Origin of the sequence: Hirschia baltica ATCC 49814 (assembly GCF_000023785.1) — a bacterium.
Classification (GTDB): Bacteria; Pseudomonadota; Alphaproteobacteria; order Caulobacterales; family Hyphomonadaceae; genus Hirschia; species Hirschia baltica.
Window position 1 is genome coordinate 1,590,168 of the sequence record NC_012982.1, and the last position, 13,697, is coordinate 1,603,864.

Annotated in this window: 12 protein-coding genes; 8 read left to right on the plus strand and 4 right to left on the minus strand. The window is 43.8% G+C overall.

Annotation, left to right across the window (positions count from 1 at the left end; all coding sequences use genetic code 11):
* Positions 1 to 14: 14 nt before the first annotated feature.
* The 7 genes from HBAL_RS07560 (at position 15) to HBAL_RS07590 (ending at position 6,620) form a co-directional block, all read left to right on the plus strand.
* Positions 15 to 1,238: a CaiB/BaiF CoA transferase family protein gene (locus HBAL_RS07560; protein WP_015827349.1), complete on the plus strand. Its 1,224-nt coding sequence runs from the start codon at positions 15 to 17 to the stop codon at positions 1,236 to 1,238.
* A 55-nt stretch (positions 1,239 to 1,293) separates the two neighbouring features.
* Positions 1,294 to 2,742, plus strand: a complete 1,449-nt coding sequence (leuC, locus tag HBAL_RS07565) for a 3-isopropylmalate dehydratase large subunit (protein WP_015827350.1) — start codon at positions 1,294 to 1,296, stop codon at positions 2,740 to 2,742.
* The gene (gene leuD, locus HBAL_RS07570) at positions 2,726 to 3,334 is read left to right on the plus strand and encodes a 3-isopropylmalate dehydratase small subunit (protein ID WP_015827351.1); all 609 of its coding nucleotides are present in this window, start codon (positions 2,726 to 2,728) and stop codon (positions 3,332 to 3,334) included. The genes leuC and leuD overlap by 17 nt, the downstream gene beginning before the upstream one ends.
* 81 nt (positions 3,335 to 3,415) lie before the next feature.
* On the plus strand, positions 3,416 to 4,303 hold the full coding sequence (locus HBAL_RS07575) for a VOC family protein (protein WP_015827352.1): 888 nt from the start codon (positions 3,416 to 3,418) through the stop codon (positions 4,301 to 4,303).
* Positions 4,304 to 4,337: 34 nt separating this feature from the next.
* Positions 4,338 to 5,204, plus strand: a complete 867-nt coding sequence (locus tag HBAL_RS07580; RefSeq protein WP_015827353.1) for an alpha/beta fold hydrolase — start codon at positions 4,338 to 4,340, stop codon at positions 5,202 to 5,204.
* Entirely contained in the window at positions 5,204 to 5,860 is a 657-nt protein-coding gene (locus HBAL_RS07585; RefSeq protein WP_015827354.1) for a hypothetical protein, read from the plus strand. The genes HBAL_RS07580 and HBAL_RS07585 overlap by 1 nt, the downstream gene beginning before the upstream one ends.
* A gap of 31 nt (positions 5,861 to 5,891) precedes the next feature.
* The gene (locus HBAL_RS07590; protein WP_015827355.1) at positions 5,892 to 6,620 is read left to right on the plus strand and encodes a DUF3108 domain-containing protein; all 729 of its coding nucleotides are present in this window, start codon (positions 5,892 to 5,894) and stop codon (positions 6,618 to 6,620) included.
* A gap of 77 nt (positions 6,621 to 6,697) precedes the next feature.
* Here the strand turns inward: HBAL_RS07590 and HBAL_RS07595 are convergent, their stop codons facing one another.
* From HBAL_RS07595 to HBAL_RS16315, 4 genes are read right to left on the minus strand one after another with little or no spacing between them, the layout of a single operon-like run.
* Positions 6,698 to 7,519, minus strand: coding sequence for a cupin domain-containing protein (locus HBAL_RS07595; protein ID WP_015827356.1), 822 nt, complete (start codon positions 7,517 to 7,519; stop codon positions 6,698 to 6,700).
* A 10-nt stretch (positions 7,520 to 7,529) separates the two neighbouring features.
* Positions 7,530 to 9,143, minus strand: a complete 1,614-nt coding sequence (locus tag HBAL_RS07600) for an FAD-binding oxidoreductase (protein WP_015827357.1) — start codon at positions 9,141 to 9,143, stop codon at positions 7,530 to 7,532.
* Positions 9,136 to 10,527, minus strand: coding sequence for an MFS transporter (locus HBAL_RS07605; protein WP_015827358.1), 1,392 nt, complete (start codon positions 10,525 to 10,527; stop codon positions 9,136 to 9,138). The genes HBAL_RS07600 and HBAL_RS07605 overlap by 8 nt, the downstream gene beginning before the upstream one ends.
* Positions 10,528 to 10,561: 34 nt before the next feature.
* Entirely contained in the window at positions 10,562 to 12,247 is a 1,686-nt protein-coding gene (locus tag HBAL_RS16315) for an alpha/beta fold hydrolase (protein WP_015827359.1), read from the minus strand.
* 167 nt (positions 12,248 to 12,414) lie between these two features.
* On the opposite strand from HBAL_RS16315, the gene HBAL_RS07615 reads away from it, so the two are divergent.
* Entirely contained in the window at positions 12,415 to 13,656 is a 1,242-nt protein-coding gene (locus HBAL_RS07615) for an MFS transporter (RefSeq protein ID WP_015827360.1), read from the plus strand.
* Positions 13,657 to 13,697 lie beyond the last annotated feature (41 nt).

Consider the following 13,697-nt stretch of genomic DNA (forward strand, 5'->3'; position numbering starts at 1 on the left):
GAGAGAATTTTAAAATGCAGCTTGATAATGATCACGATGAACTTCCACTCTCAGGTGTTCGGGTCGTCGAATTCAGTCATATGGTCATGGGACCATCAACAGGTGTAATCTTAGCAGATCTTGGTGCTGAGGTTATAAAGGTAGAGCCAATTGGTGGCGATAGAACACGACAACTACTTGGTTCAGGGTCGGGCTATTTCTCGATGTTTAATCGTAATAAACGAAGTATTTCAATCGATCTTAAATCCAAGGAAGGGATCGAAATTGCAAAGGAATTGGTGAATAGGTCAGATGTACTTATTGAAAACTTCAGACCGGGTGCTCTGGTCAAATTAGGTCTTGGGCCAGAGGTTTTTTCAACAAGCAATCCTGGACTTGTGTATTACTCGGCTAAAGGTTTTCTCAATGGCCCTTATCAGAAACGGGCTGCCTTGGATGAGGTGGCGCAGATGATGGGGGGGCTTGCTTATATGACCGGGCCTCCTGGGCGACCACTGCGAGCAGGCGCATCAGTTATTGATATAACTGGTGGAATGTTTGGCGTTATAGGTATTTTGGCAGCATTACAACGTCGAGTTAAATCAGGTGTTGGTGGAAATGTATGCTCATCTTTATTTGAAACCACTTCTTTTATGGTTGGTCAGCACATTGCTCAGATGGCAGTAACAGGTGTGGCACCGAATCCTATGCCTGAGCGTTCGTCTGCGTGGGCTATTTATGATGTATTTGAGACATCTTCTCCTGGTGAACAAGTGTTTGTTGGTGTCGTCAGTGATTCTCAATGGGAAGCTTTTACATCGACATTTAAGTTGATGCATCTTGCCAGTAACTCTGCATACAAAACAAATAATGACAGAGTCCGCGCGAGGGAAGAGTTGCTTCCACAAATCCGAGAGTTGTTTCTAAGTTTCTCTCGAGACGCCCTGTTAGCGAAATTGAATGAGGCGGCTGTTGCGTTTGCTCCAATAGCCCGACCTGAAGATTTGCTAGAAGATGAGCATCTTAATGCAAACGGTTCTTTATTGGATCTAGTTTTACCAAATGGAAACGAAATAAGGTTGCCTGCAGTTCCAGTGGAAATGGATGGCAAGTTACCAGGCGTTCGATTGAACTTACGTAAGCCCGGGGAGGATACTGCAGATATCCTAGAGGAAATTGGGATTACGCAAGAACGCATTCATGAGCTGGGTGCTCAAAAAATTGTTCAGCTAGAAGGAAACGAAAATGAAGACAGATGATTGAGTGATCAGTTTTGTCTTTATGCGTTTACTAGGAATTTGAATTGTTAATTATATGAACCCGCAGAACAATCCATCAATACCCCGAACCCTTGCTCAAAAAATTTGGGATGAACACGTTGTGACATCGCTCGATAGTGATGTCGAACTTCTCGCAATCGATCGTCTTTTGCTGCACGAAAGAACTGGTGGTGTGGCTCTAAAAGGGCTTCGTGAAAAGGAGCGGGATGTGCTTGCTCCTTCGACCGTCTTCGCAACGATGGACCATATCGTCGATACGTTTCCTAACAGGACTGATGATACGATGATGCCGACGGGCAAAGAGTTTCTACAAGCTCTTCGCGAAGAAACTGAAATCGGCGGGATAACATTGTTTGATATGGATGATTCGCGCCAAGGAATTGTTCATGTCATTTCACCTGAGCAAGGAATTGTTTTGCCTGGCTGTACATTAGTTTGTCCAGACAGTCACACCTGTACCCAGGGAGCTTTTGGAGCATTAGCTTGGGGAATCGGCTCGACTGAAGCTGAGCATGTGTTGGCAACTGCAACTCTTCGGATGAAACGTCCTAAGGACATGAGGATTAATATAACTGGGACTTTGTCCGAAGGCGTTACGGCTAAAGACTTGGCTTTATATATAGTAAGTAAGCTTGGATCAGCTGGTGCGAAGGGACACATTATCGAGTTTGCTGGAGAAGCTGTTTCTGGGCTGAATATGGAAGCCCGCATGACGCTCTGCAATATGGCAACGGAACTGTCTGCTTTTACTGCAATTGTTTCCCCAGATGATAAAAGTCTGACCTATTTAAAAGACCGACCGTTTTCTCCAAAAGGTGAAGATTGGGATAGGGCCAGCGAATATTGGCTTTCTCTAAAAAGTGATGCAGAGGCCGAATTTGATACTTCATTTCAGTTCGATGCATCTCAAATAGGTCCTATGGTTACTTGGGGGAATAGTCCTCAACACGCCATTTCCATTAGTGAAGAAATTCCAGAATTTGAGAGTCTTAAATTAGGTGATGGTCGTGAAACGTATGATCGTGCCATTCAATATATGGGATTAACGGGTATAAAAAAACTCAAAGAGCTTTCGATTGATGGTGCTTTTATTGGTTCGTGTACGAATAGTCGTATTTCTGATCTGCGTAGGGCTGCTGCGGTCCTGAAAGGGCAGACAATAGCAGCCAATGTACGCGCAATATGTGTACCGGGATCTACTCAAGTTAAACGAGAAGCCGAAGCTGAAGGATTGGATGAAATTTTTAGAGAGTCTGGGTTTGAATGGCGTGAATCCGGTTGCTCGATGTGTTTTTTTGCTGGTGGAGAAAGTTTTGGTCCTCGGGAAAGGGTAATTAGCTCGACCAATAGGAATTTTGAGAGTCGACAAGGACTTAATACAAGAACACATATTGCGTCTCCTGAAATAGTCGCGGCGTCAGCTATTGCGGGTCGTATTGTAAGCTTAGAAGATTTGGAGGAATTTTATGAAACCTCTAATTAAGCTTGTATCACATGCAGTTCCCTTGGTGCGTGAGAATATAGATACAGATGCTATCATTCCTTCCAGAGAGATGCGGTCGGTTTCAAAGTCTGGCTTGGCTGAAGGGTTATTTGCTGGCTGGCGTTATCTCGAACAGGACACGAGAATACCAAATCCAGAATTCGAATTAAATCAGAAGCAGTATTCTTCTGCGAAATTTTTAATTTCTGGCAATAACTTTGGGTGCGGTTCAAGCCGAGAGCATGCTGTGTGGGCACTTGTTGAATATGGTTTCCGAGCGGTTATCGCCCCATCATTCGCACCGATTTTTAGAGCAAATTGCATTCAAAATGGAATTGCTCCTGTGGTACTCAATCAGGAAACGATCGATGAGTTAGCTATTCAAGCCAAAGCTGGAAAAGATTTCTTGTTAGATATGCGATCCATGCGTTTGTCAGTCGATGAGCAAGAGTATGAATTTAGCTTAGAATGTAGTGCTCAAACCATGCTTTTAGAAGCGCTAGATTTAATCGAACTTACTCGAAAAAATATGCCTGAGATTGAAGCCTTTCGTCGAGAACACAGGCGCAATCGACCTTGGCTCTACCTTTGAGTTGACCTGAACGCTCATCATTGAGGTGATGAAGAATAGATAACAGCTGCCTATTGCTGGCACAAATTGTGGACAATAAAAATGACCTTATTGAAATGCGCTACCTTAATCGCTCAAAATGTCAAAGATACAGCCAAACGATATGAAGTTTGGTTTGGGTATTCAATTGTTGAAACCGGCAATATTAATGCTGGTCTAGCTGCGAGTTGGGGAGCACCTAACAGTGCGGGAAAACCGTACGTAATTATGCAACCTGCTTCTGGGCAGAAGGTTTTTTTAAGACTGATTCAAGGCGATACAGTCGAGTCTTACGCTCCAATCCGAACGCTTGGTTGGGCGGCGACAGAAATTTGTGTACAGGATGTTGAAGAAGTCAATAAACGAATGGTGGAATCACCCTTTGAAATTATTGGTGCACCCAAGCCTTTAGATGGATTTCCAACCGTAAAACCTATGCAAGTGCGAGGTCCAGATAATGAAGTTATATATCTCACGGAAATAAAAGCTGATGGTCCCTCTACGGGCCTTCCTGTTCCACAATCCCTTGTCGATCGACCTTTTATAATGGTGTTGGCATGTCGCGATTTGCGAGAATCTATTGCTTGGATTGAGCGCGTGTTCGGTTTCGAAATGATTGATCCTGTTGCTATCCATTATTCAATGATTTCACTCGCATTCGACCTGCATGAAGATGAAAAAGTTGAGCTTGTAACCGTGAAATGGCGGGGAGAGGTGTTTCTTGAGTTGGATCAATATCCAAGCGAAGTGACTGAGAGAGAAAAGCATCAAGGGGAACTGCCTCCGGGAGTAGCAATTACAACTATTGAACATCCAGATTTTAGCCGGTTGGAAGGACATTGGGATTGTTCACCAGTCAGACGTCATGGAGCCTTGTATGAAGGCAGAATGACTGGGGTCATGAAGTCACCTGATGGGGCTTTGTTGGAAGTTATCGAACGTGCCCAATGATTTTGAAAGTTCAATGTAATTTAGGAGAGTAGGCTTGACGTATAAAGATAAAATTCGGCGACACTTCGTGGATGTGGAGCATGGACAGATACATTATCGTACTGCTGGAGAAGGAAAACCATTGCTCTTATTGCATGCGTCTCCTGGAAGTTCGCGTCAGCTGGAAAAATTGATTTCAGATTTTTCCGATTCACGGTTGGTCATAGCGCCAGATACACCTGGTAATGGTGATAGTGATGCATTGCCGCTTGATGAGCCGACGATAATTGACTTGGCACATTCCATTTTAAATTTCTGTGAGGTGATGGGCTTTGAAAAAGTCGACCTTTACGGATCACACACTGGCGGAACTATAGCTGCTGAACTTGCTATCCTTGCACCTCGAAAAATCAACCGCCTAATAATCGATGGGGTGATGGTACTAACTTCAGAAGAGTTAGACGATCTGATGGCAAATTACGCGTTTCCTTTTCCTGCTGACCTTGAAGGAGCATACTTATCCAAAATATTTCAGTTCTGTCGTGATCAATATCTCTTTTTTCCTTGGTATAAACGAACTCGTGCAGGACGGCGTGATAATGGGCTTGGGAGCGCTGAGGATATTAGGGCTTGGGTCCTTGAAGTCCTAAAAGCTAGCGAAACTTATCACCTTAATTACAGGGCTGCTTTTCGTTGGGGTGCTGGGGAACGGCTACCGCTTATCTCAGTTCCTTCTCTTATTTTGGCGGGAGAAAATGATCCACTTTTTGAGACATCTCAAAAGGTTGCAAAGGCCTTAAAGGGGGGACGCTTTGAAGCTTTGCCTCGATTTGATGCGGATGAATTTGGGACTACACGGAAAAAAGTCATGACGGATTTTTTTAGTTGTGAATTGCCTCAGCTTGTAAAGGAGCAAGTATAATGCAAATCGCGCTCCTTACACTTTTGCATATTTTGATACCTGTATATTGGTTAGGTGGTGACTTGGGGGCATTTTATGGTTCGCGTTTCCTTGTTGATCCAAAACGTTCTGTTTCTGAAAGAATGTTGGCTCTAAAAATATTAAATGATATTGATATGGCCCCTCGGACAGCACTGATTCTTGCTCTCCCTACAGGATTAACTCTTGCAGTAGTAAAATCCTGGTTATTTATTTCTCCGATACTTATGCTGTTGATGTGGATTCTTGCTTTTGCTTGGTTAGGTCTAGCTTGGTTGCTTCACGTACGTCACGGAGGGCCGAGCGAATCTCTTCGCAAGCTTGATCTAGCAGTCAGATACTTGATTTTTATTGGCTTATTGCTTGCGGGTGGGGCATGTCTCATCAAATTTATAGATGTTCCGATATTCATTGGTTTCAAAATGATTGCCTTGTCGCTCTGTGTTCTAATGGGGCTAATAGTTCGGCGAATGTTGAAGCCTTTAGGTCCAGCTATTGCTGAAATGAAAATGGACGGTCCATCTCCCGACTCAGACCAAGCTATTGCAAATGTTATTTCTCAGACGCAACCAGCGGTGTTGGTGATTTGGGGACTTGTTTTAGTGGCCAGCTATCTTGGTCTCGCGACACCTTTGTAACAATTGAATTTTAACATGAAAGGAGTGTTCTATGAAACACAGAACAATAGACGGAAAAATCCTCTATACGTCTCGCAAACCGGGAAGAGAAGGTGAAGAGCGGGGAAGAGAGTTTTTTACATTCACTGTGCATGAGGATGGAAAAAGAACACTACGCGCTCGTTGTGAATTGGAAGATCCCGATCCAACAGTTTTGAGAGATATTACATATAGTGTCGATGAAAACGACAATCCGATGGACTGCTTTGTGCGTCTGACGATTGGAGATGAATTTATGGGAGCAGGTTTATTCCGAATGCTCGACGACCATATCGAGTGTGAAAGCTTCGGACCATCTATCGGTCGTGTTTCTCAGAAAGTTCCAACAAATGGGTATTATGATGGCTTTGGAACCCACCCTATTGCCGGTGACGCTTATATTACCAAGAAAGTAGATAGATCTAAAGGCCCGCATACACATAAATTGAGAACATTCCTTCCATCATCAGATCATCGTGGTGCATCACCGCCGTTAATTGCTGAAGCGAATATGGAGCTGGTCTTTGAGGGACAAGAAGAAGTAACTGTGAAAGCTGGAACTTTTGATGCCTATCATTACCGCTTTACTGATGAAAGTGGTGGTATGATTTCGTTGAGTGGTGAGGCGCATCCAGATTATCACTGTTGGGTTACTGCGGATGAGGATGCTATTTTTCTAAAGGGTGGAGTAGATGGGTACATGATGACATGGTATGAACTTGTGGAACTTACGAGATCATAAGTTATACTTTGAAATTAATTATAAAGGGCCACGTGTCGGTGGCCCTTTAAAAAAGTTTTAGAATGAATGCTCTGGCTTTAAAATTTGGAGCCCATACTATATGGTCGTCCCCAATTTTTTGGAGAACCAATAGGTAAAGTGGGAGCGTATGGGGTTCCTATAGGCAGAGGCCGTTTGTCCTTTGACCAATGGGTTACAATTTTATTTGCTCCAGGTGAGCGCATAATTTGAAAAAATCCAAACTCCGATACATGTGGTCCGTGGACAATGTGAGGAGGCCTGAAAAAGTATGCACCTGGATGCATTAAGCCTTCTGGCGTCCACATCCCGCCATCTATCATAAACATTTCCTCACAATGGTCGTGTGTCTCACTTGGAAGTTTTGTATCATCTGGTACACCATGGGGCATACCCGCTAGCAAGAAAGTACGACAGCTGTCATTGGGACCAAGGCGCAACACTTTTCGTGCTAAGCGAAGGTGGCTTAGTTTCGGATCATATGTTGAGACATCCCATTGCATTTTGGGAGTGTCTATTTCGATCTGATCTGCAATATCTGATAGGCAATTAGGATCATTTTCAGCGTGACGGAAAATTAAGACTGTAGCGCCCTTTTCTGAAGAACGTGCAGGAGAACGATCATTTTGGGGTAGAAAACCATACGCATGAAGCTCACAAAATCTATTCCCTATAAAAAGGCTTCCTTCGAGTACAAAATACTCTTCAGCTGGCATATCTTTGATACTAGAGGGAGTGTTGTATCCGGGAGGATACCTGACCAATAACGTAGAATCAGTACTACCCGGTGCAGCATTTAGAAGTTTAATAGATGTTCCATCGACTGTTAACTGCCAATCGACATTTTGAGTTTGAATAAATTCAATATGGGGTCTACTCATTTTCTACTCTCTACTTTATGCCTAAGGCACCGGGGTTCATAATATTTTGGGGATCAACCGACCCTTTAATATCGAGTAGTAATTTGAGGGGTTCTGGATGAAGGACTTCCGCATAGGGGTAAGTTCGTCCAATTTGATTTGATGCAGCTCCAAAGTCTCTGAATATATCAATTATTTCTTGACGAACATTCATGACTAATTCTCTAGCTTTGGGGTTTGGTTTGGGCTCTGTCAGTTTCTTTTTGGCATCAGGGCTAAGTTTTTCATGGTGCATTGGTAGCCATGAATCTTGCCAATTGAAGACAGGTTCGTAACTAAAAGCGTGATTGCTTATCACTGTTAATAATCTTGACACAACAACACCGTGTTGGTTGAAGGCGTTCATATTCTTATCAATGCAAGCTTCTACAGCATCAACGAGGCTTGGCGCTTCGCTGTGAGCTATTTTTGCATTTAACGCTATCCAACGATCAGCATTTGGTCCCAAAACAGAGTCCAAAGGTGGAAACAGGTCGGCTCGACCAGCACGAGGTACAGAATCTGGCAATTCTTCACCGTTTAGGGTCGCTGCGATTTTTCTCGCTATTTCCATATCTTGTACAACTGCGTGGCGACTGCGACCTGACAGTACTAAGTGCATGGAAAAACATCCATCTTCAACGATGTTTCGTCCAGATATTGCGAGTTTCGTACCTGCTTTTATGCCACGGAAAATGTTCTTCTCTTGTTGCACAACTTTTGCCAGCATTTTTGCATCACGAACAAGGTCGGTATCGGCTGAAAGAGCTGCTTTGGTCTTGTCGGGATCCATTACATAAGCTTCTTCTGCAACTTCACTACGTCCAATTTCAGATAAAGCTTCTACAGCTGCTGCTCTATCTTTAAACCCAAAGGAAAGATATTCAGTTACGGCTGGTTCTCGTATCATACGAAGGGTGGCTTGCGCTTTTATTCCGAGTGCACCTGCATCATGTACAAAAACTCCAGTCATATCTGGCCCGAATGTTCTGAAGAAAGGCGATTTTGCATTTTTGACAGCTAGTTGTCCAGTTCGAAGTAGGCAGCCATCGCTCGTCACAATTTGCATACCGAGTACGATCTCTGCTGCTGAGCCATATCGTGCGGTGCCTAAAAAAAGAGCACCATTAGATAATCCGCCACCGACAGTAGCGCCCCGTCCTGAAAAAGTTCCAAAGAATGGCAAACGCAATCCTTTCGGCTTTAATGCGAGGTAGATTTGTCTCCAAGTTGCTCCAGGTTCAACGGTTATGTAGAGGTCGCGTTCGTTTATTTCGAGGATGCGATCCATTCTCGCAAGATCCACTGAAACAAAGCCGTTTTTAGGCATCGTATAACCATTAACATACGTCAGTCCACCGCCTCGGGGGGCCATAGCTATATTGGCTTTTGAGAGTATGCTGACGGCATTAGACAACTCTTCTTTATTTGCAGGTCTTATGACGGCAGAGCATTGTCCAGATTGGTTTAGCAAATCAGATGAGTTTAGTGTGCAACTAGCATCATCTGTTAGTAATCCGTTTTCGCCAAGCACTGCAATTAAGTCTTGCATCATTGTTTCGCTAAGGTGTGTTTGCTGGATAGTTTCTGTTTTGATATTAGTCATTGGATGTTACTTTTTCTTCGTTTGCAGCTACAGCTTTTGCGAAAGCATGACGTCCCAATGTGAGTAGAATAGCGGAGCCAGTTCCACACGTAAAAAAGACGATTGCAAGGGCGTATGAAATACCTTCAGGTGAAGTAAAAAACGTATCTGTCAGGAAACCGACAAAGAAGTTTCCTGCTGTCATGGCGATTAGGCTTGATGCAATTGTATGCAGAGCCATAACCTGTCCACGAAGCTGATTAGGAGATATTTGAGAGACGCCGGAATAGACAGCAGAGATATTCCAATTTACGAATAATGCGTTCAAGGCATATGCGATGATAGCAAGTAGGCCTGTCGGAGCCAAACTGGTTGCTGTACCGAAAATCAGCATGGAAATCCCGCATGCGGCGGCAGCAAGCATTGGGGCGTCTGTTCGACCTTTGCTATTTAACCATGAAATTACCCAGCCACTGTTAGCTGCTGCAAATAAGCTGATTGGTAATCCGACCAATCCAAGTATTTGGCCAGCGGTTGAGGCTTCCCAATTGTGAACTCTTATGAACATTGCCGGAAGCCAGCCAATAATAGCATATACACAAACAAGGTTTAGCACTGTACCGCCTATTAAAGTGGCAAATGCAACTGGTTGTTTTGAAAAGAGTTTGAAAATTGGCTTAAAACTAAATTCAGTTTTAGTCGTTTCTACACCTTGGCGTTTAGGTTCGCGCATGGTGAGCAGCATGATAAGAGATAGAGCTACCCCCGGCATACCACACATTATGAAGACAAGTTGCCAGCTTTGAAAATTGCTTGCTAGGTGAGGTATGTCATTGATTAATCCATGTGATAGATGAAGAAATAATCCACTGAAAAGAAAAGCTGCGGCTGTACCAAGAGAGCTCCCTGTTACGAAAACACCATATGCTTTAGGACGGGTTGAAGGTGGAAACAGATCTGCGATAAGAGAAGCCGCGGCAGGTACAAGGGCAGCTTCTCCGACACCCACAAGAATACGGGCGAAGAATAGTTCTTCGAAGGTTGTTGCAAGCGAGCACCCCATAGTAGCGAGGCTCCAAAGTGCAAGGGCTGCAGTAAGAATGGGAGTACGTTTTGTTCTGTCGCAGAGCAATCCAATAGGTAAACCTAGAACGCTGTAAAACAAACTAAAGGCTAACCCTTGCAACAAGCCAAATTGAGTATCTGTTATGTGTAATGAAGCTTCCAGTGGTTCAATCAAAAGTGCAATTGAAACCCTGTCCAAAATAGCAAGAGCATAAGCTAATGTAAGGAGTGCAACCACATACCAAGCATATCTGCGGTTTGGCCACGAAATATCCGAGGCACCAGCCCTTAACTTTGGAGGAGGGGCGGTTTCAGAAATGTGATCATCCGATTGGGACATAAATTTAGGCTCCATTTAGGGCAATATAGATTTTTTATTTTTCAAGGAAATTAGTCACGATAAGTGCTGCATCCTTCGTGCATGGAGGACGCTTTCGAAGAATTGCGTTGTGCATTGTGCTCGCAATTTTTTCGACTTCGATATAGGCTGGATCATTATCGAGATGTAAAAACAGCATCTTGGAATGGGGGAGCTTTGGCAGCGAATGCGCCAATTCTCTACAAGTATCGATCGCATCAGCATAGTGTTTTGGTTGTTTGAGTATCCCCAAGAAACTATCATACAGATTTTCGTGTTTAATTAGGGGGGTAAGTTTTCTTATGCTGGTATTTTGGCGATTGTTCCAAGGCCAATTTGTCTGGCTGTCTCTAAGCATGTGCCAAATCTCATGCAAGTGAGACCCAGAGTAGTTGAAATCGAAATGAGGTGTAAAATCTGTAGCATGAATTGGCTCAGGAAATGCTGCTACGGAAATGCCGCCGTCGACTATAATTGAAGAAACTTTATCTGAAGAACATTCTGCAAGCTTCATGGCAAGTGGAGCAGATAAACCAGTCGCCAAGATTGTAACATTATCCTTTGCAAGCACATCAAGAGTGTCAGTAAGAGAATCTATGAAAGCGTTTGCTGATGGAGAAGTAAAAGGGTCAGATTCTCCAAAACCGGGTAATTCAGGCAAAAGAATATGGAAGTCTTCCTTCAACTGCTCGGCCCAACTCTGCCCAAGCACTAAAGTCGGCGTGTCTAGTATAAGAATGGTATCAGTTGGATGTTCTCCAAGTTGATGTATATGCATTTGACCGGCTACTGAGTTGATATAGACACTTTTGCCGACTGTCTTTTTTACGCTGCTTGGCTGTTTTTTTTGTGTAACGGTGCCTTTTTTTAATTCGCTGATTATCCAATCTAACCAGCCTGAAGTATCAGCAGGTAATTTGGCAACTTCGAGGTTGGTGTTTTCTTCTCTCGGAATGCGCTGCAAACTTTCAAATAGTACATCATCGATGCGTGCGCCTATCGTTGTTGGGGATTCAATTTTTCTTAGCGCTTCTAGTGGGTTGTATCGCATCGCTGCAGCGTAAGCGTCGGAATAGTGTGGCCCTGCGGAAAATAGGTCTATTGTATATTCTTGTATCCAGTTTGCGTTAACTTCCAGCTGCATTCGGTTTTGTGTGGAGGGTGAAAACCAGGGGAACCAGCGAAGCATATCACGAATATGCGTCCATTCATTTGCAATAAAACCACCAGCGTCATCCTTTTGAAAGGGGCGCATATAAGCGTCTATAAATGCGGATGACGTTGGGCTTTTAGGAATCGACAGGCCATCTAGTATTAAATGAGTATGGCTTGCTAGATTGGCAGCATATTCTAGAGCAATTTTTGCGCTAGTGTGTGTGGCGTAAATTGGAGCACCATCTAGTCCCAAAGACTGTATGGTATCATGAAGAGCTATCGCGAAGTCTGAGATTGCAAGCTGCTTTTTGGGTAGTGGATCAGAATTACCATACCCGGGTGTATCTAATGCGAAGACAGTGAAGTGATTAGCTAATGCGCGCATAGTTTGCGTATGTAGTCGAGATGACCTTGGTGAATCGTGCAGCATCACGACGGCTGGCCCTGATCCCGTTGTTCGGTAATGCACATTTTGTGTCCCTGAACGGACGTAGGCACGCTGAATGCCTAGCGTTTGTGCGTTTGTGTTAGGGGATTGATCATTCATGTTTGCGTGCTCTCTATTTCATAAAGTCAACAAAAAAAGCTTTGCATGATGACCAAATGGTATAAGAATATAACTATTGGTGCGATAAATGAGGTCGTACGTCTAGTCTCAACGGTGATATTATTTTTGAAAAAGTTTCCCAAACCTCTGCGGATGGTTCAAATCAAATGCGAGCATGGCTCGTTGTAGTTGCTGCAATGATCGGCGTTTCGGTCGGGCTTAGTCCTATTCCTTTTTACACGATCGGTATGTTTGCTCCGGAGCTCTCATCTGAATTCGGTTGGAGTTTTTCCTCATTGATGGGCAGTATTGCTGTTCAATCAATTGTTGTGATGATTGTTAGTCCATTTGCTGGATATGCTGTCGATTTGTTTGGCGCTCGTAAGGTGGCTTCAGTTTCATTATTGTGCTTCGGTCTGTGCTTTATGAGCCTTTCGCTAAACAAGGGTTCTTTGACTATCTTCTATATTCAATGGGCTGTGATGGCGGTGCTAGGGGCGGGTACGCTCTCAGCGACTTGGACATATGTTGTGAATGGCTGGTTTGATAAGCACAAAGGGTTAGCTCTTGGGCTAGCGAGTGCTGGCACAGGGATTACAGGTTTTCTTATTAAGCCATTTGCTGCTTGGTTAATTGAAGGCTTTGGTTGGCGGGCAGCATTTATTGTAATTGGATTGTTGCCGATAGTGATTGGTGTGCCGGTTGTGCTTCTTTTTTTAAAAGAACGTAGGTCCTTTAAGAAACCAGATGAGATACAGTCGGTGGATTTTGGCAAAAATGGGAAGCGTGAAAATATCGAAGGATATACTTTAAAGCAGGCGTTAATGCAGCGGAATTTCTGGTTGCTTGCAGGTGCGTTTCTACTCATTGCATTCTCACTCACGGCACCAACCCCAAATTTAGAAAATATACTGCGAACTCATGGGTTTGCGTTGACTCAGATAGGGGCGATAACTGCAAGTTTTGGTTTAGCGGTTATTGCTGGGCGGCTAATGGGGGGGTGGATGCTTGATAGAGTGTGGGCTCCGCTCTGTGCTTTTTTAATTCTACTTATTCCTGCGGCAAGTTGTTGGGTGCTGTCTCTTTCTGAGGTCAGCCCAATGATGGCAACGTTAGCTGTGGCTGGAATAGGTTTTGGCGCTGGTTTCGAGTTTGATCTACTTGCCTATTTAATTAATAGGTATTTTGGTCAGCGTCAGTATGGTCTGATTTATGGTAGCTTTTACGCAATTATAGCGCTCGGTGGCGGGTTGGGACCGGTCGTATATGGTCATTTCTACGATACAATTGGAACTTACTCATTCTCACTTGTTGGAGGCGCAATGGCCGTCGTTTCAGGTGGTGCTTTGCTTTTGCTTCTTGGTAAATATCCAAAATTAAAAGCTGCTCATGCTGATGAAATAGTGTGAAGGTTTAACTCTAGAAAATTGGAGTGGTGCAAAATTAGTCA